General features: G+C 73.0%; 13 protein-coding genes. 7 read left to right on the top strand and 6 right to left on the bottom strand.

All coding sequences use genetic code 11. The features are described 5' to 3' along the window. Nucleotides 1-205 precede the first annotated feature (205 nt). The 3 genes from ACFVYS_RS21675 to ACFVYS_RS21665 all read left to right on the top strand — a co-directional run bounded on the left by ACFVYS_RS21675 (nt 206) and on the right by ACFVYS_RS21665 (nt 2,788). Nucleotides 206-1,639 carry a S8/S53 family peptidase gene (locus ACFVYS_RS21675; RefSeq protein ID WP_389504274.1) on the top strand — a complete coding sequence of 478 codons (1,434 nt, stop codon included), beginning with the start codon at nt 206-208 and terminating at the stop codon, nt 1,637-1,639. 70 nt (nt 1,640-1,709) lie between these two features. Beyond that, nucleotides 1,710-2,285, top strand: a complete 576-nt coding sequence (locus tag ACFVYS_RS21670) for an RNA polymerase sigma factor (protein ID WP_389504272.1) — start codon at nt 1,710-1,712, stop codon at nt 2,283-2,285. 14 nt (nt 2,286-2,299) lie between these two features. Next, on the top strand, nt 2,300-2,788 hold the full coding sequence (locus ACFVYS_RS21665) for a hypothetical protein (RefSeq protein WP_389504359.1): 489 nt from the start codon (nt 2,300-2,302) through the stop codon (nt 2,786-2,788). 325 nt (nt 2,789-3,113) lie between these two features. On the opposite strand, the gene ACFVYS_RS21660 is transcribed toward ACFVYS_RS21665, so the two are convergent. Further along, nucleotides 3,114-3,914 carry an N-formylglutamate amidohydrolase gene (locus tag ACFVYS_RS21660; protein ID WP_389504270.1) on the bottom strand — a complete coding sequence of 267 codons (801 nt, stop codon included), beginning with the start codon at nt 3,912-3,914 and terminating at the stop codon, nt 3,114-3,116. Nucleotides 3,915-4,074: 160 nt separating this feature from the next. Then, nucleotides 4,075-6,294 carry an NADP-dependent isocitrate dehydrogenase gene (locus ACFVYS_RS21655; RefSeq protein WP_389504269.1) on the bottom strand — a complete coding sequence of 740 codons (2,220 nt, stop codon included), beginning with the start codon at nt 6,292-6,294 and terminating at the stop codon, nt 4,075-4,077. A gap of 228 nt (nt 6,295-6,522) precedes the next feature. On the opposite strand from ACFVYS_RS21655, the gene ACFVYS_RS21650 reads away from it, so the two are divergent. After that, complete coding sequence (locus ACFVYS_RS21650) at nt 6,523-8,058, top strand: M1 family metallopeptidase (protein WP_389504267.1); 1,536 nt, start codon at nt 6,523-6,525, stop codon at nt 8,056-8,058. A gap of 27 nt (nt 8,059-8,085) precedes the next feature. Here ACFVYS_RS21650 and ACFVYS_RS21645 read toward each other — a convergent pair whose 3' ends face one another. From ACFVYS_RS21645 to ACFVYS_RS21635, 3 genes are all read right to left on the bottom strand, one after another. After that, nucleotides 8,086-9,183: a mechanosensitive ion channel family protein gene (locus ACFVYS_RS21645; RefSeq protein WP_389504266.1), complete on the bottom strand. Its 1,098-nt coding sequence runs from the start codon at nt 9,181-9,183 to the stop codon at nt 8,086-8,088. Nucleotides 9,184-9,384: 201 nt separating this feature from the next. Further along, nucleotides 9,385-10,944: an amino acid permease gene (locus ACFVYS_RS21640; protein ID WP_389504264.1), complete on the bottom strand. Its 1,560-nt coding sequence runs from the start codon at nt 10,942-10,944 to the stop codon at nt 9,385-9,387. A 114-nt stretch (nt 10,945-11,058) separates the two neighbouring features. Continuing rightward, nucleotides 11,059-12,054, bottom strand: a complete 996-nt coding sequence (locus tag ACFVYS_RS21635) for a hypothetical protein (RefSeq protein WP_389504263.1) — start codon at nt 12,052-12,054, stop codon at nt 11,059-11,061. 310 nt (nt 12,055-12,364) lie between these two features. Between ACFVYS_RS21635 and ACFVYS_RS21630 the strand changes: the two genes are divergently transcribed. From ACFVYS_RS21630 to ACFVYS_RS21620, 3 genes are read left to right on the top strand one after another with little or no spacing between them, the layout of a single operon-like run. Next, nucleotides 12,365-13,804, top strand: a complete 1,440-nt coding sequence (locus tag ACFVYS_RS21630) for an FGGY family carbohydrate kinase (protein ID WP_389504262.1) — start codon at nt 12,365-12,367, stop codon at nt 13,802-13,804. After that, on the top strand, nt 13,801-15,165 hold the full coding sequence (locus ACFVYS_RS21625) for an FAD-dependent oxidoreductase (protein ID WP_389504260.1): 1,365 nt from the start codon (nt 13,801-13,803) through the stop codon (nt 15,163-15,165). Before ACFVYS_RS21630 ends, ACFVYS_RS21625 begins: the two co-directional genes overlap by 4 nt. Before the next feature lie 41 nt (nt 15,166-15,206). After that, on the top strand, nt 15,207-16,484 hold the full coding sequence (locus ACFVYS_RS21620; RefSeq protein ID WP_389504357.1) for an NAD(P)/FAD-dependent oxidoreductase: 1,278 nt from the start codon (nt 15,207-15,209) through the stop codon (nt 16,482-16,484). Between the two features lie 24 nt (nt 16,485-16,508). Here the strand turns inward: ACFVYS_RS21620 and ACFVYS_RS21615 are convergent, their stop codons facing one another. Then, nucleotides 16,509-17,432, bottom strand: a complete 924-nt coding sequence (locus ACFVYS_RS21615; RefSeq protein ID WP_389504258.1) for a YbhN family protein — start codon at nt 17,430-17,432, stop codon at nt 16,509-16,511. Nucleotides 17,433-17,626 lie beyond the last annotated feature (194 nt).

The raw sequence follows: 17,626 nt of genomic DNA, 5'->3' as shown, positions 1-17,626 counted from the left end.
CGGATGGTAGTGCTCCGGCCTGCGTGCCACACCGGTTCGGCACTGTATCCACCAGTAACAATTGGACGTCGTGTCAACGGAATCGGCATCGTGAGGGGGCGCGCGGCCGCAACCGCACGACCCCCGTTCGCCGTCGCACCACCTGTATCAGACGGCCGTCCCGCGGGTCTTGCTGTCGACCACCGGCTGTAGGGGAGGACACGCCATGGCACCACAGCGATTCCACGAGCAGTTCGACCATCTCCAACGTGCGCTGCCCGACGTCCCGTTGGCGATGGGACCGGACGACTCCGCCGAGTTCATCTACGAGAAGGGTGTCGTCCTCGCACGCGACGGCGAGGAGGCCCGGACCGTCGAGGACGCGGTCCGCTCGCACTTCACCGCGACCGAGGGCCTGGTCCCCGACCATGTGCGCCGGGCGGGCCCGGAGACCAACCGCTCGGGCATCACCCGGATCCGGGTCGGCGACCCCGGCGAGGGCGGCCGTGGCGCCGACCACACCGTCGCGGGCGCCCTGCGCGCGCTGCGGGAGACGGAGGGCCGGGCCGGCCGCCGGCTGATCAGCCGCAACCACCTGGTGTCGATCGCCGTCAACGCCTGCCCCGGCGACGAACCGGTGCCCGCCCCGCGCAGCGCCCGGCCCAACCCCGCCGCGGCACCGGCGGCCCGTGCGCAGGGCGCGGAGGGCGCCGACACCGTCGGCGTGCTCGTGATCGACACCGGCCTGACCCACGACTACCGCTCCTACCCGCTGCTGGCCCGCACCGAGGGCGACGCCCAGGTCAGGGAGACCGACGAGGACGGGATCCTCCAGCAGTACGTCGGCCACGGCACGTTCATCGCCGGGCTCGTCGCGGCCGTCGCGCCGGACACCGACGTCACCGTGCGGGGCACCCTCAACGACGCCGGCGCGATCCTGGAGTCCGAGTTCGGCGAGCGGCTCTTCGACGCCGTGCAGGACGGCTGGCCGGACATCATCAGCCTCTCCGCGGGCACCTCCAACGGCCGGGTGGACGGCCTGCTCGGCGTGGCCGCGTTCATGGAGGAACTCCGGTCCCAGGAAACCCTGTTGGTCGCGGCCGCCGGCAACAACGGCAGCGCCGCGCCCTTCTGGCCCGCCGCCTACGCCTCGCTGCCCGAGTACGCCGACGCGGTGCTGTCGGTGGGCGCGCTGCGCGGCGACGGCGAGTTCGGCGCCTGCTTCAGCAACCACGGCCCCTGGGTGAAGGTGTACGCCCCCGGCGAGCGCCTCACCAGCGCCCTCACCGGCTTCGACAGCCCCGTCCCGTACGTCTACCAGCACTCCACCTACGACGCCTGCCGCTACGGCTTCAGCTACTCCTGCACCTGCCGCTCCCCGCGCCACACCGGCGTGTTGAGCGAGGCGCAGCAGGTCGCCCCGGGCAAACCGGACCAGGTGATGTTCGAGGGGCTGGCGTCCTGGAGCGGCACCTCCTTCGCGACCCCCCTGGTCGCCGGGCTCGTCGCGGCCCACATGACCGCGCACGGCCTGACCGATCCACGGGCCGCCGCCCGCCGGCTCCTCGCCACCGGTTCCGAGTTCGCCGAGGTGCGGGGTGCGCACGTACCGGCACTGCTTCCGCCCACTTGGCAGCCGGCCCAGGCGGGTCCGGCGTGAGGGCGGCATGACGTCCGAGAGGTGCCCCGTCACGGCGTACGATGACAGGCCGTACACGAGGGGTGGGGCCGTGGACCGTACTGATGTCGGCGCGCTCGTCCAGTCCGCCGTCGACGGTGACACGGCGGCCTGGAAGGCGCTGGTGGACGGGCTGAGCCCATTGGTGTGGTCGGTCGTGCGCGCGCATCGGCTCTCCGACGCCGACGGGCACGAGGTGTACCAGACGGTGTGGTTCCGCTTCGCCCAGCATCTCGGGCGGATCCGCGAGCCGCACAAGGCCGGTTCGTGGCTCGCGAGCACCGCGCGCAACGAGTGCCTGAAAGTGATCAAGAGCTTAAGGCGGCTGACGCCGACCGACGATCCCCTGCTGCTCGACCGGCCCAGCGAGAACCTGACTCCTGAGCAGTCGGTCCTCGACTCGGAGGAGGCGGCCGCGCAGAGCGAGCGGGTCCGGTTCCTGTGGCAGGAGTTCGAGGCGCTCGGCGAGCGCTGCCGGCAACTGCTGCGGGTCCTGATCGCCTCGCCGCCGCCCAGTTATCAGGAGGTGTCGGCCGCCCTGGGCATCGCCGTCGGCAGCATCGGACCGATGCGCCAGCGATGTCTGCGCCGCCTGCGCGCCCGACTCGACGCACGGGGAGCCCTGTGAACGGCATGAACGGTATGAACGACGACGAGCAGGACGACATCTTCGGCGAAGTCCCCTTCGTCGACGAGGAGTTCGACCACGACCGGCTGGAGGAGGAATTACGCCAGGCCGCCGCCATCCTGGACCCGGTCCCCGCCGAGCTGCGGCGGGCCGCCATCGAGGCCTACGCGCTGCACGACCTGGACGCGCGGATCGCCGAGCTGACGTTCGACTCCTTGGTCGACGCCATCCCGGTGCGGGGAGCGGTGGACGTGCCGCGGATGCTGACCTTCCACACGGGTGGCCTGACGGTCGACGTGGAGGTGAGCGACGAGGGACTGATGGGTCAGCTGCTGCCGCCCCAGTCGGCCTCGATCGAGGTCCTGCACGGCCCCCGGGCGGGCGCCTCGCTCACCGCCGACGACATGGGCCGCTTCGCCTGCGACGCGCCTCCGGGCGGCCCGTTCGCCCTCCGGCTGCGGACCGACGCGGAGGTCGTTGTGACCGAGTGGCTGCGCGCCTGAGCCCGGAGGCGAGGCGCAGGACGGGCTGCGCGGCTTCCGGACGACGCCTCTCGGGCGCGTGACCCGACCGACCGGGACGACGGGCAGCGGCTGCCGACGGACGGCGTCACCACCGGCCGCCGGGGGGGCCCGTCGGCCGGGGAGTGCGAGACCGGTCGGCCCGGACCGTGAGCCGAGACTGCGGCAGCCGGCCCGCGGCGCGTCCGCCGGTGTGGGCGTCGGTGGCCGGGGGACCGGTAGGCCGACGCGGCCGGTTCTCCTCGGCCGTGCCGCCCACCGGCACCGGGGCCCTGCCGCCGCGGCGTGCGGGTGCGTGGGGCGCGGGTCAGGCGGACACGGTGTCCACGAGGGCCGCGAGTGCCGAGGCGAGCCGGGTGAGCCCCGGCCCGGCCGGCCCGCCCGGCTCCGTCATGTAGGTGTCCCGCCGGATCTCCACCATCAGCGCGCTCACCCGCGGTTCCTTCCCGTAGTGCTCCAGGGGCACATAGGCTCCGGCGAACGGGGTGTCGAGCCCGGTTTCCCCGACCGCCTCCCCGAACGCCGCGCGCGCGGCGGCGAGCAGCTCGGGCGGGGTGTGGAAGGCGTCGGTGCCGAGGCAGACCGGCGGCCGCGGTCCCTCGCCGTGCAGCTCGTAGGGCAGCGGCTCGGTGGGGTAGGAGTGCACGTCGACGACCACGGCCCGGCCGACCGCCGCCAGCCGCTCAGCGACGGCGTCGGTCATCGCCCGTGCGTAGGGCCGGAAGTAGCGGGCGACGAGCGGCTCGGGATCGGTCTCCCGCGGTCGCAGCACCTCGCGGTGCGTGGTCCGGGTGTACACGGCCCCCATGCCGACGGCCCGCATCTCCTCGCGCTCGTCCGGGAACCGCTCCGGATCGACGACCAGCCGCGACAGCCGGTTCACGAACCGCCAGGGCGTCACTCCCGCCAGCCGCGCCGCCGCCTCGGCGATCTCCGCGGTGTGCGAGTCGGTGATGTGGTCCAGCTCCCGCTCCAGCGCCCCGTCGTCCAGCACGATGCCCTCCCGCACCCCGGCCGGTATCTCCCGTGCCGAGTGCGGCACATGAAGGATCACCGGCGAGCCGGCGGCGCCGGGCAGGAAGGAGAAGGATGGTGCGGCAGGGGTCATGAGGCTGCTCCGGGGGTGTGGACGGTGGGCGTGGCGCAAGATCAAGATGCTATATCGACCCGCCCGGGCCGGGGGCGTCGCGATCGGTGGGGCGGTGCCGGACACACGGCCGCCCCGGCCGGAGAGACCCGGCCGGGGCGGAGGTGGGTGTCGCGGTGCGTCAGTTCAGGGACGCCAGGGCCTCGTTCCAGGTGGTCGACGGGCGCATGAAAGCCGCCGCCTTCGCCGGGTCGGGCTGGTAGTAGCCGCCGATGTCGGCGGGCTTGCCCTGGACGGCGTTCAGCTCGTCGACGATGGTCTGCTCGTTCGCCGCGAGGGTCTCGGCGAGCGGGGCGAAAACCTTGGCCAGATCCGCGTCGTCGGTCTGCGCGGCCAGCTCCTGCGCCCAGTACAGGGACAGGAAGAAGTGGCTGCCGCGGTTGTCGATGCCGCCGACGCGACGGGTCGGGGACTTGTCCTCGTTCAGGAAGGTCGCCGTGGCGCGGTCGAGCGTGTCGGCCAGGACCTTGGCACGGGTGTTGCCCGTGAACTCGGCGTACTGCTCGAAGGAGGGCACGAGCGCGAAGAACTCGCCCAGGGAGTCCCAGCGCAGGTAGTTCTCCCTGACCAGCTGCTGGACGTGCTTCGGCGCTGAGCCGCCGGCACCCGTCTCGAACAGGCCGCCGCCCGCCATCAGCGGGACGACCGACAGCATCTTGGCGCTGGTGCCCAGCTCCAGGATCGGGAACAGGTCGGTCAGGTAGTCGCGCAGCACGTTGCCGGTGACGGAGATGGTGTCCTCGCCGCGGCGGATGCGCTCCACCGACAGCTTGGTCGCCTCGACCGGGTTGAGGATCCGGATGTCCAGGCCCTCGGTGTCGTGCTCCGGCAGGTACGCGTTGACCTTGGCGATCAGGTTCGCGTCGTGGGCGCGGGTCTCGTCCAGCCAGAACACGGCCGGGTTGCCGGTGGCGCGGGCGCGGGTGACGGCCAGCTTCACCCAGTCCTTGATCGGCGCGTCCTTGGTCTGGCAGGCGCGGAAGATGTCGCCCGCGGAGACCGCCTGCTCGATCAGCGCGTTGCCGGCCCGGTCGACGAGGCGGACCGTGCCGGTGGTCGGGATCTCGAAGGTCTTGTCGTGGCTGCCGTACTCCTCGGCCTTCTGCGCCATGAGGCCGACGTTCGGGACGGAGCCCATGGTCGACGGGTCGTAGGCGCCGTGGGCGCGGCAGTCGTCGAGCACGGCCTGGTAGACGCCGGAGTAGGAGGAGTCCGGCAGCACCGCGAGGGTGTCGGCCTCCTGGCCGTCCGGGCCCCACATGTGGCCGGAGGTGCGGATCATGGCCGGCATCGAGGCGTCGACGATCACGTCGGACGGCACGTGCAGGTTGGTGATGCCCTTGTCGGAGTCGACCATGGCCAGCGCCGGGCCCTCGGCGAGCTCGGCGTCGAAGGAGGCCTTGATCTCGGCGCCCTCCGGCAGGGACTCCAGGCCCTTGTAGATGCCGCCCAGACCGTCGTTCGGGGTCAGGCCGGCCGCGGCGAGCGTCTGGCCGTACTGCGCGAAGGTCTTCGGGAAGAAGGCGCGGACCACGTGACCGAAGATGATCGGGTCGGAGACCTTCATCATCGTGGCCTTGAGGTGTACGGAGAACAGCACGCCCTCGGCCTTGGCCCGGGCGATCTGCGCGGTGAGGAACTCGCGCAGCGGCGCGACGTGCAGGACGGAGGCGTCGACGACCTCGCCCTCGAGGACCGGTACCGACTCGCGCAGCACCTTGGTGGAGCCGTCGTCGCCGACCAGCTCGATCCTCAGAGAGCCGGCCTCGGAGATCACGACCGACTTCTCGGTGGAGCGGAAGTCGTCGACGCCCATGGTGGCGACGTTGGTCTTGGACTCCGGCGACCAGGCGCCCATGCGGTGCGGGTGGGTCTTCGCGTAGTTCTTGACCGACGCGGGGGCGCGGCGGTCGGAGTTGCCCTCGCGCAGGACCGGGTTCACGGCGGAGCCCTTGACCTTGTCGTAGCGGGCCTGGATCTCCCGCTCCTCGTCGGTCTTCGGGTCGTCCGGGTAGGCCGGCAGCGCGTAGCCCTGCGCCTGGAGCTCGGCGACCGCGGCCTTGAGCTGCGGGATCGACGCCGAGATGTTCGGCAGCTTGATGATGTTGGCCTCGGGCGTCTTGGCCAGCTCACCGAGCTCGCTCAGCGCGTCGGGGATCCGCTGGTCCTCGGTCAGGTACTCCGGGAACACGGCGATGATCCGCCCGGCCAGCGAGATGTCCCGCGTCTGGACGGCGACACCCGCCTGCGAGGCGTACGCCTGGACCACCGGCAGGAAGGAATACGTCGCCAGGGCCGGGGCCTCGTCAGTGTGCGTATAGATGATGGTCGAGTCAGTCACCGGGTGCTCCGCTCCACGTCTGCAACATTGCTCGACATCAAGATATCTCGTGACCGGCGTCGGCTCGACAGGGGTCTCCTCACACCCCGGGATGTCCGGGTGGTTCCGCGGGGCAACCGAAGTGTTCGTTTTCGTGGTCATGCGGGTGTACAGCGTCGACCTGATCCGACGGCCGGACCGACCAGCCGGCCGCCCGAGCGAAAGCGGACCATGAGATATCGCAGCAGAGTGACGGCCCCGGCGGCCGCGCTGATCGGCACGGCGGCAGTTCTGGCCGGGGGAAACACGGCGTACGCGGGCGCGAGGACCGAGGGCGCCCCGCCCCCCGAGGCGGCTCCCGAGACCCTCGGTGACCCCGTCTTCCCGGCCCTCGGGAACAACGGCTACCGCGTCGACGCCTACCACCTCGACTTCTCCTACGACCCCTCGACCGCCCTGGTCGACGCCGCCGCGACCCTGGAGCTGCGCACCACCCAGGCCCTCACCCGTCTCTCGCTGGACGCCCTGGGCCTGGACATACGCACGGTCCGCGTCGACGGCCGCACGGCCACCTTCGAACAGGTGGACGAAAAGCTGCGGATCACCCCGGACCGGCCGCTGCCCGACCGGGCCCGGGTCACCGTGTGCGTGACGTACACCGCGGACCCGCGCCGCGCGCTCGCGCACACCGCGTGGGTGCCGACGGCGGACGGGTTCGCGATCTGTCCCCAGCCGGACTCGGCGCACACCGTCTTCCCCTGCAACGACCATCCGTCGGACAAGGCGGACTTCACCTTCCGCATCACCGTCCCGGCAGCCCTGCGGGCCGTCGCGAGCGGCTCCCTCGTGTGCACCGAGGAGCTGGCCGGCGACCGGACCGCGTACACCTACCGCTCCCGCTCGCCGATCGCCACCGAGCTGGTGCAGGTCACCGTCGGCGACTATGTCGTGAAGGAGCGCCGGGGCCCGCACGGACTGCCGCTGCGCGACGTCGTCCCGACCGCGCGGGCCGAGGCCCTGGAGCCTGCCCTCGCGCTCACCCCGAACCTGGTCGAGTGGATCGAGGCACGGCTGGGGGCCTACCCGTTCGAGACGTACGGACTGCTGCCCTGCAACTCCGACGACCCGAGCGCCTTCGACTTCACTGGCCTGGAGACCCAGACCCTCACCCTGTACAAGCCGAACTACCTGCTCCAGGCGGAGCCGAAGATCGGCTCGCACATGATGCACGAGCTGGTCCACTCCTACTTCGGCAACAGTGTCAGCCCCGCCGGCTGGGCCGACCTGTGGCTCAACGAGGGCCACGCCGACTTCTACGGGCTGCTCTACCGCTACGAGCGGGGCTGGGCGGACTCCCTGGGCCTGACCACCTTCGAGGCCCGGATGAAGGACACCTACGCGCGCGGCGACCAGTGGCGGAAGAGTTCCGGCCCGGTGGCCGCGCCGAACGCGGTCAACCTCTTCGACAGCCAGCGCTATCTGGGCGGCGTCCTCGTCCTGTACGCGCTGCGGCAGCTCGTCGGCGAGGACGCCTTCCACGCGGTCGAGCGGGCCTTTCTGGCCCGCCACCGCGACTCCTCGGCGTCGACGGAGGACTACATCGCCCTCGCCTCGCACACCTGCGGGCAGGACGTGTCCGGCTTCCTGCGGGACTGGCTGTACGGCACGACGACCCCGAGGATGCCCGGCCATCCGGACTGGACGGTCACCCCGGTGACGCCGTCCCTCACCGCCCCGCGCCGGCCGGCGGGCGCGCGCCGGCACGAGAACTCGGCCACGCTCTGACCCGGCGGCCGACGCCCTCGGCCGCCGTCAGTCGTGCAGGGTGGTCATCCCGCCCTGCACGAAGTCGTCGCCGGTCCGCTGCTGCGGGATGACGACCGTGCCCGACTGCAACGCCACCGTGCGGGCCGGCGCCGGAATCCGGATGCCCTCCTCGCGGTAGCGGCGGTGCAGCCGCTTGATGAACTCGTGCTTGATCCGGTACTGGTCGCTGAACTCGCCGACGCCCAGGATCACCGTGAAGCCGATCCGCGAGTCGCCGAAGGTGTGGAAACGAATGGCGGGTTCGTGGTCCGGGAGGGCGCCGTCGACGCCCGTCATGACCTCCGCGATGACCTCCGAGGTCACCCGTTCCACCTGCTCCAGGTCACTGTCGTAGGCGACGCCCACCTGCACCAGGATCGTCAACTGCTGCTCGGGACGCATGTAGTTGGTCATGTTCGTCTTGGCGAGCTGCCCGTTGGGGATGACGACGAGGTTGTTGGAGAGGGCGCGCACGGTCGTCTGACGCCAGTTGATGTCCTCGACATAGCCCTCCTCACCGCTGCTCAGCTTGATGTAGTCACCGCGCTGGACGGTCTTGGAGGCCAGGATGTGGATGCCCGCGAACAGGTTCGCGAGGGTGTCCTGGAGGGCCAGCGCGACGGCCAGACCGCCGACGCCCAGGGCGGTGAGCAGCGGGGCTATGGAGATGCCCAGCGTCTGGAGCACCACCAGGAAGCCGATCGCCAGGACCAGGATCCGGGTGATGTTCACGAAGATCGTGGCCGACCCGGCGACCCCGGAGCGCGAGGGGGTCACCGACTGCACGAGCCCGGCGACGACCCGCGCCGCCGACACGGTCACCACGAAGATCAGCAACACCGTCAGAGACTGGTTGACGGTGTGCTGGACGGCCTTCGTCAGCGGCAGCACCGCGGCCGCGGCCGCCGCGCCACCGGCGATCATCGACCACGGCACCACCGTGCGCAGCGCGTCCACGACGACGTCGTCGCCGCTCCACCTCGTGCGCTTGGCGTGCTTCGCCAGCCAGCGCAGCAGCGTGCGGGACAGGAAGGCGGCCAACAGGCCGGTGGCCAGGGCGATTCCGGCGATGACTCCGTCGTCCAGGGTCAGGGAGCGGTTCACCGGTCACCTCCGGGAAGTCGATCCGCGGCACGGGGGGTCGCCGACGGCCGGATGTGAAGTCTCGTCACGATGTCACCTGTTCGGTTCCGGGATGTGCGGTCGCGCCCGCCGTTCGCGCAGCGGGCGCGACCGCTCATCCTGCCGTATCCGGCACGGGAGTTCGTACCCGAGGATCCGGTCGCGGTGGCGGGATCCCGCAGCTCAGACGATTCCCTCGGCCAGTTCGGCCTGCTCGCGGTCCGATCCGTAGGCCGCTGTGGTGGGCGTCCCGTACGAACGGCGGGCCACGAACCACCACACCGTGGCGAGGAGCAGTACGACGGCCAGCGCCACGGACGCGTAGTTCATCGTGTCCACCGTCACCGGTGACGACTGGGGCAGGCAGAACAGCACCGTCACACAGGCCACCCACACCACGGTGACCCACCCGACGGGACGGCTCCAGCGGCCCAGATGCCACGGACCGGGCCGGAAACGGTCCCCGGCGCGCAGCCGCAGCAGCACCGGGATGGCGTACGCGGGCGTGATGCCGATGACGTTGATGGCGGTGACCGCGCCGTACGCCGTGGCCGAGTACAGGGACGGCAGGGCGAGCACACCCGCGACGGCCACCGACAGCCACACGGCGGCGACCGGCGTCTGGGTACGGCTGCTGACCTTGCGCCACAGATCCGAGCCGGGCAGGGCCCGGTCCCGGCTGAACGCGAAGACCATCCGGCTGGCGGCGGCGACCTCGGCGTTCCCGCAGAACAACTGGGCGGTGATCACCACGACCAGCAGCGCGCTCGCGCCGTCCGTGCCCAGCCCGTCGAGCAGGATCTGCGCGGGCGGCACACCGGTGGCGGTGGCGCGGGTGGCGGCGTAGTCCTGGATGGCGAAGGTCAGCCCCGCCAGCAGCGCGAAGCCCGCGATCCACGAGACCCAGATGGAGCGCACGATGCCCTGGGCCGCCGCCACCGAGGCGTTGGAGGTCTCCTCGGAGAGGTGGGCCGAGGCGTCGTAGCCGGAGAACGTGTACTGGGCCAGCAGCAGCCCGATCGCGGCCACGTACACCGGGTTGTGCCAGCCGGTGTCGTTCACGAACTCGGTGAACACGAACGACGGCGACCGGTGGTGGTCCGGGACGATCCACAGCGCGCCGACGATCAGCGCCACCCCCGCCAGGTGCCACCAGACGGAGACGGAGTTGAGGACGCTGACCAGGCGGACGCCGAACAGGTTCAGCACGGCGTGCAGCAGCAGGATCGCCACGAAGATCAGCATCGTCTTCTCCGGCGTCGGCTCGAAGCCCCAGCGGAGATTGGCGAACGCGCCCACGAACAGCGCGGCGCCGTAGTCGATGCCGGCGATCGCGCCCAACAGGCCGAGCAGGTTCAGCCAGCCGGTGTACCAGCCCCAGCGCCGGCCGCCGAGCCGGTCGGCCATGTAGTACAGGGCGCCGGAGGTCGGATAGGCGCTGGTGACCTCGGCCAGCGCGAGCCCGACGCAGAGCACGAACAGGCCGACGCCCGCCCAGCCCCAGAGCATCACCGCGGGGCCGCCCGCGCCCATGCCGAAGCCGTACAGGGTCATACAGCCGGACAGGACCGAGATCACCGAGAAGCTGATCGCGAAGTTGCCGAAGCCGCCCATCCGGCGGGCCAGCACCGGCCGGTAGCCGAGTTCGCGCAGCCGCTGCTCCTCGTCGGGGCCGGGTACGGCCGGTAAGGCGGGCAAGGCGGGCAAGGCGGGCAGAGCCGCGGGGTCGGGGACGCTGGACATGACAAACCTCCGGAGGAAGACGGGCCATGAGGGGAGCGCGAGGCAGAAGGGGAGGGAGTGGAGGCGGGAGGGGTGGGGGAGTTGAGGGCGATGAGCAGGGGGACGGGGACGGCGTCAGGAACCGGGCCCCCGCGCCGCAGGCCGGCTGCGCGAACGGGCCTGGAGGAACACCTGCACGGCCTCCGCGTGATCCCCGGGAGCCGAAGCGCGGTACGCCCAGGGAAGCGGCGTGCAGTACGGGCCGATCGCGTCGAACACCTCGGCCGCGTCGGCGAAGCGGAGCGCTCCCCACAGGGCGTGCGCCAGATGGTTGAGGTCGAGCGGCGAGCGCTCGGCGGGACCGGCGCGGTCGAACCACCCCTCCCGCGCCCGCAGCGCCTCCCGGGTCGCGTCCTCCGCCACCCAGTGCAGATCGAGGGCGGCGCCGCGCCCGCCACCGCGCCGGTAGCGCTCGGCCCGCACGTACAGGGGCAGGACGTGCAGCGCGGAACCCGGCGGGGCGGTGCCCGCGACCCGGTGCGCGAAGCCCGCCGCCCCGGCCAGCCGGCCGGAACCCGCCTGTGTGTACAGGAACTGGAGCATGCGGTGGTGCGCCTCGCGGTTGTGCGGGTCACGTCGGCCGGCCTCGTCCAGCAGCCCCCAGGGGCCCGGCGGGAGGCTCGGCTCGGGCGGCGCCGCCCGGTGCTCCGCCCACAGCAGCTTGCGGTCCAGCTGGGCCAGCGCCAGCAGGCACACCCACGGCACCGGGTCCGGCGGCGCCGTGCGGGCCGCCGACTGGCTCAGGTCCCAGGCCTCGATCCACAGTTCGTGCGTACGCAGATGGCGCTCGCGATGCGCCCGCAGCGCCCGCTCGACGGCGACCCGGGCCTGCATCACCGTGGCCGGGACGCTGTGCGGCTCCTCGGCGAGCCAGGCCCGCACCACGTCCGTCCCGGCCGCCGCGGCGGCCAGCACCTGGGTGCGCCGCGTCCACTGGCACCACGCGGTGGTGCGCTCCAGGAGGACGCGCATCGACAGCCAGCGCCCGGTGCGGACCTCCTGGAGGGCGGCCCGCAGATCACCGTCGTGTCCGGCGGGGTCGTAGGCCGGCCGTGCTCCGTCTCTCGCCATCAGCCACCCGCCCGCGGGCGTGGTACCGGCACGACGGCAGGGTGGAGTGACAACAGCCCTCCTCGGGGCGGCGGATGGAGCGGCGGGTGCGGAGATCGCGTCGACCGGCCGTCACTATAGAGGCGCCGGAAACGGCTCACACTCGTTTCTCGCTCGATCCAACTCTCCTTTTGCACACCTTATTTGACTGGCCATCAGCCAACGAACGAGGGCGGGGTCACCGCTGGTCGGGGGCCTCTTGACGGGACCCGTGGACCGACGGCAGGCTGTCGCCCCGTGATCACCCGACCGATCACCCAGGGAGGGCGCGATGACGGGTCCGGTACTCGCCGTCGACCAGGGCACCTCCGGCACCAAGGCCCTGGTGGTCTGCCCCGAACGCGGGGTGATCGGCACCGGGTTCGCCGCCGTGCACCCCCGCTACCCACCCGGCGGGCTGGCCGAGGTCGACCCCGGCGCGCTGTACGACTCGGTCGTCGCCGCAGGCCGCCAGGCGCTGGCCGAGGCCCGCGAACCCGTCGTGGCGCTCGGCCTCGCCAACCAGGGCGAGACCGTCCTCGCCTGGGACCCGGCCACGGGCCGCCCGCTCACCGAAGCCCTCGTCTGGCAGGACCGCCGGGCCGCCTCCGTCTGCGCCGAACTGGAGTCGTACGCCGCCGAGTTGCGCCACCTCACCGGCCTGCCCCTGGATCCGTACTTCGCCGCCCCCAAGATGGCCTGGATACGACGTCACCGCACCGCCGAGGGAGTCGTCACCACCAGCGACGCCTGGCTCGTCCACCGCCTCACCGGCGCCTATGTCACCGACGCCGCCACCGCGGGCCGCACCCAGCTGCTCGACCTGGACCGCTCGCGGTGGTCGCCGCGCGCCCTCGACCTCTACGGCCTGTCCGGCGAACGGCTCCCGGACATCGTCGACAACGCCCGACCGGTCGGCACGACCCGCGCGTTCGGCCCGGAGATCCCGCTCACCGGCCTCGCCGTCGACCAGCAGGCCGCCCTGTTCGCCCAACGCGTCACCACCCCCGGCGTCGCCAAATGCACCTACGGCACCGGGGCGTTCCTCCTCGCCCCCACCGGCGACACGGCCCGCCGCAGCGCCTCCGGACTGGTCGGCTGCGTCGCCTGGCGGCTCGGGGGACGCACCGCCTACTGTCTCGACGGCCAGGTGTACACCGCCGCCTCCGCCGTGCGCTGGCTCACCGGCCTCGGTGTCATCCAGGACGCCGCCGACCTCGACACCGTCGGCGCCACCGTGCCCGACAGCGGCGGCGTCACCTTCGTCCCCGCCCTCGCCGGACTGGCCGCCCCCTGGTGGCGCGGCGACCTGCGCGGCTCCCTCACCGGACTCGGCCTGGACACCACCCCGGGGCACCTGGTGCGCGCCCTGTGCGAGGGCCTGGCCGCACAGATCGTGGAGCTGGCCGAGGCCGTGTCGGCCGACCTCGGCACGCCCGTGTCCACCCTGCGGGTCGACGGCGGCCTGACCCGTTCGGCCCTGCTCATGCAGACCCAGGCCGACCTGGCGCAGTGTCGCGTCGAGGTGTCCCCGCTGCCCGACGCGACCGCCCTCGGCGCGGGCGCCCTGGCCCGCCTCGGCTTCACCCCCGGTCTGAGCGTCGCCGACGCGCTGCCCGAGAGCAGGCCCTCGGCCGTGTACGAGCCGCGCATCCCGGCGGCGGAGGCGGCGCGGCGGCTGGGTGAATTCCGTGCCGCCGTAGCGGTGTTGCTGGAGAGGGCGCCGGTATGACGGTGACCTCCGACGGGCCGCTGCCCACGGCTGCGTACGACGTCGCGATCGTCGGCGCCGGAGTCGTCGGCTGCGCCATCGCCCGCGAACTGGCCCGCCGGCCCCGCCTGAAGGTCGCCCTGGTCGAGGCCCAGGACGACATCGGCCAGGGCACGTCCAAGGCCAACACCGCGATCCTGCACACCGGTTTCGACGCGGTCCCCGGCTCGCTGGAGGCCCGTCTGGTCCGCGAGGGCGCCGCCCTGCTCGCCGCGTACGCCGCCGAGTCGGGCATCCCCGTCGAGCCGGTCGGCGCGCTGCTCGTGGCCTGGGACGAGGAGCAGCTCGCCGCCCTGCCCCACCTGGCGGAGAAGGCCGAGCGCAACGAGTACCAGGACGCGCGGCCGATCGGGGCCGCCGAACTGTACGCGCGCGAGCCGCACTTGGGGCCCGGCGCGCTCGGCGCCCTGCACGTGCCCGGCGAGAGCGTCATCTGCCCCTGGACGACCCCGCTGGCGTACGCCACCCAGGCGGTGCGGCACGGTGTGGACCTGCACCTCGACTCCCCGGTCCGACAGGTGGACCGGCAGGGCGACACCCATCTGATCGACACCGGCCGGGGCACCCTGCGCGCCCGCTTCCTCGTCAACGCGGCCGGTCTGCACGCCGACGCGCTCGACCGGCTGCTCGGCCACGACGACTTCACCGTCACCCCGCGCCGCGGCCAGCTCATCGTCTTCGACACGTTCGCCCGCGATCTCGTCCACCACATCCTGCTGCCCGTGCCGACTGCCCTCGGCAAGGGCGTCCTGGTCGCCCCCACCGTGTACGGCAACGTCCTGCTCGGCCCCACCGCCGAGGACCTGGACGACAAACGGGCCACGCACTCCACGGCCGACGGCCTCGCGGGACTGCGCGCGCAGGGCGGCCGCATCCTGCCCGGCCTCCTCGACGAGGAGGTCACCGCCGTCTACGCCGGACTGCGCGCCGCCACCGAGTACGACGACTACCGCATCACCGCCCACCCCGGTCGGGCCGGTGTCACCGTCGGCGGGATCCGCTCCACCGGTCTGACCGCGTCCCTCGCCATCGCCGCCCACGTCGTCGGCCTGCTCGAGACCGAGGCCGGCCTCGACCCGGGACCGGTGCGCGAACTGCGACCGGTGCGGATGAACCGGAGGCGGACCGGCCCCGAGTACGGCATCCTCGTCTGCCACTGCGAACGCGTCTCCCGGGGCGCGATCCGCGACGCCCTCGCCGATCCGATCCCGCCGCGCACCCTCGACGGACTGCGCCGCCGCACCCGGGCCCGCGCGGGCCGCTGCCAGGGCTTCCACTGCGGGGCGGCCGTGCGGGCCCTGCTGGAGGAGGCCCGGACATGACAGGCCCCGAGCTGACAGGCCCCGATATGACAGGCCCCGATATGACCGGAGCGCGCCGCGTCGACGTCCTGGTCGTCGGCGCGGGCCCCGCGGGCCTCGCGACCGCCGCCCGGCTCGCCGCCGCCGGAGCCGGACGCGTCGAGATCGTGGACCGGGAGACCCGGGCCGGGGGAGCGCCGCGGCACTGCGCGCACGGCGGTTACGGCACCCTGCTGCATCCCCTCACCGGCCCCGCGTACGCCCGGCTGCTGGTCACCGCGACCCGGCAGGCCGGGGCGATCGTCCGCACCGGTGTGACGGCCCTCGACTGGGCCGGCCCCCTCGCCCTGCGCACCCTCGGCGCCGAGGGGCCCGGGACGATCACCGCACGGGCGGTCGTCCTGGCCACCGGCGCCCGCGAACGCCCCCGAGCGGCCCGTCTGGTGCCCGGCACCCGCCCGGCCGGTGTCTACACCACCGGCGAACTCCAGCAGGCCGTACACCTCTACGGGCAGCGGATCGGTACCCGCGCGGTGGTGGTGGGCGCGCAGGACGTCTCGTACGCCGCCGCCGACACCGTACGGGCCGCCGGCGCCACGGTCGTGGCGATGCTCACCGACCTGCCCGGCCCGCAGACCACCCCGGCCCGTGCCGCCGACTCCCGGCTGCGCCGGGGCACTCCACTCCTCACCGGCACCACCGTTGCCGAACTGCTGGGCCGGGGACGGTTGTCGGGCGTGCGGGTGCGGCACCGCGACGGCCGTACGGCCGTACTGTCCTGCGACACCGTCGTGTTCACCGGCGACTTCGTCCCCGACCACGAACTGGCCCGGCGCGGCGGGCTCGTCCTGGACCCCGGCACCCGTGGCCCGGCCGTCGACGGCGCCCTGCGCACCTCCCGCCCCGGTGTCTTCGCCGTCGGCAGCGTGCTGCACGCCGTGGAGAGCGCGGCGACCGCCGTCCGTGAGGGCGCCCACGCCGCCGGTGCCGTCCTCGACCACCTCGCGGCCACCGACCGTCTCGCGGCCACCGACCACCTCGCGGCCACGGGCCGGCCTTCGGGCGCCGACCGCGCCGATGCCGTGCCGCTGCTCGTGGACCCGCCCCTGCGCTGGATCGCCCCGAACCGCGTCACTGCGGCGGACCGCCTCCCCTACGTCCTGCGCACCGCCACGAGACTGACCCGCCCCGTCCTGCGCGTCACCCAGAACGGGCGCGTGCTGCACCGGGAACGGCTGTGGACGGCCGCCCTGCCGAACCGCACCCTGCGCCTGCCGGCCGACTGGACGCACCGGGTCGACCCGAGGGACGGTCCCGTCCACGTGAGCGTCGGGCCGTGAGGCGGCCGAGGCCGCGCGGGTGCCTCAGATGACCTTCATCCGTACCAGCGCACCGAGCGTCAGCGCCCCCGGCACCAGCGGCAGCCACACCGTGATGATCCGGTAGCCGAGCACCACGGCCGTGGCCGGCGCCACCGGACCGCCCGCCGCCACCAGTGCCACGATCAGCGCCGCCTCCACCGAACCGATCCCGCCCGGCGTCGGCACCAGCGCGACCGCCACCGTCGCCGCCAGGTACGCGACCGCCATGTGCGCCACCGGCACCGGCAGCCCCAGCGCCTGCCCCACCGCGGCCAGGCCGGCCGCCTGGAGCATCGGGAACGCCAGCGAGCCGCCCCACAGGGCCAGCGCCCGGGCCGGGCGGGAGTGCACCGAGCGTGCCTCGCCCAGCGCGGTGCGCAGGAAGGAGCACACCGCCGACCGCAGCCGCCGTACGAGGGCGAGCGCGCTCGCCACCACCAGTACGGCCGCCCCGAGGACGCCCAGCAGCGGGCCGAGCGCCCCGCCGGGCAGCAGGGAGCCGAGCCGCAACGCGTCGGGGAAGACCAGCAGCAGCACGGTCAGCAGGCCCACCCGGGCCACGCCCTCCGCCATCAGATACAGCGCGAGGGCCGCGGAGGAGCGGGCCAGAGGCACTCCGCACACGGTCATGAACCGTAGGTTGACCGCGCTCGCGCCCAGCCCTGTCGGCAGCAGGTGGTTGGCCGCGCCGGCCGCGAACTGCGCGGCCAGCAGCCGTCGTCCGGGCAGCCGCTCCACCACGGCGCCCTGCCGGGTGACGGCCGCCGCCACCCACGTCAGACAGGTCGCCGCGAGCGCGGCCAGCAGCCAGGGCCACTGCGCGCTCCGCAGCTGTGCGAAGCCCTCGACGAGAACGGACCGGTGCCGCACCGCGACCACGGTGACGAGCAGGAGCGGAAGCAGACACAGGATCTGGCGCACCGGCACGCGCCGGGCCGGCCTGCCCGGGGGAAGGGGAACGGGAACAAGGGGAACGGGAACCGCTGTCACACTCGAAGAGGTTCTCGGCACGGCGCCAACGGCGGGTTGCGGAAACGGGGACGGAACATTGCGTACGGTCATCGGGTCCTTCGTCTGATCCTGTGCCTGATCCTGTGTCTGATCCGCGGTCCGACCCCTCG

It is taken from the genome of Streptomyces sp. NPDC058295 (genome assembly GCF_042880655.1).
Lineage (GTDB): Bacteria > Actinomycetota > Actinomycetes > Streptomycetales > Streptomycetaceae > Streptomyces > Streptomyces coriariae.
Note: the sequence above shows the minus strand (reverse complement) of the source record. Positions and strands in the feature narration are given on the sequence as shown.

Excerpts from the sequence above, each read along its gene's own strand:
- ACFVYS_RS21675 (WP_389504274.1), top strand. The coding sequence starts at position 206 with ATGGCACCACAGCGATTCCACGAGCAGTTCGACCATCTCCAACGTGCG.
- ACFVYS_RS21665 (WP_389504359.1), top strand. The coding sequence starts at position 2,300 with ATGAACGACGACGAGCAGGACGACATCTTCGGCGAAGTCCCCTTCGTC.
- ACFVYS_RS21660 (WP_389504270.1), bottom strand. The coding sequence starts at position 3,914 with ATGACCCCTGCCGCACCATCCTTCTCCTTCCTGCCCGGCGCCGCCGGC.
- ACFVYS_RS21640 (WP_389504264.1), bottom strand. The coding sequence starts at position 10,944 with ATGTCCAGCGTCCCCGACCCCGCGGCTCTGCCCGCCTTGCCCGCCTTG.
- ACFVYS_RS21635 (WP_389504263.1), bottom strand. The coding sequence starts at position 12,054 with ATGGCGAGAGACGGAGCACGGCCGGCCTACGACCCCGCCGGACACGAC.
- ACFVYS_RS21630 (WP_389504262.1), top strand. The coding sequence starts at position 12,365 with ATGACGGGTCCGGTACTCGCCGTCGACCAGGGCACCTCCGGCACCAAG.
- ACFVYS_RS21625 (WP_389504260.1), top strand. The coding sequence starts at position 13,801 with ATGACGGTGACCTCCGACGGGCCGCTGCCCACGGCTGCGTACGACGTC.
- ACFVYS_RS21620 (WP_389504357.1), top strand. The coding sequence starts at position 15,207 with ATGACCGGAGCGCGCCGCGTCGACGTCCTGGTCGTCGGCGCGGGCCCC.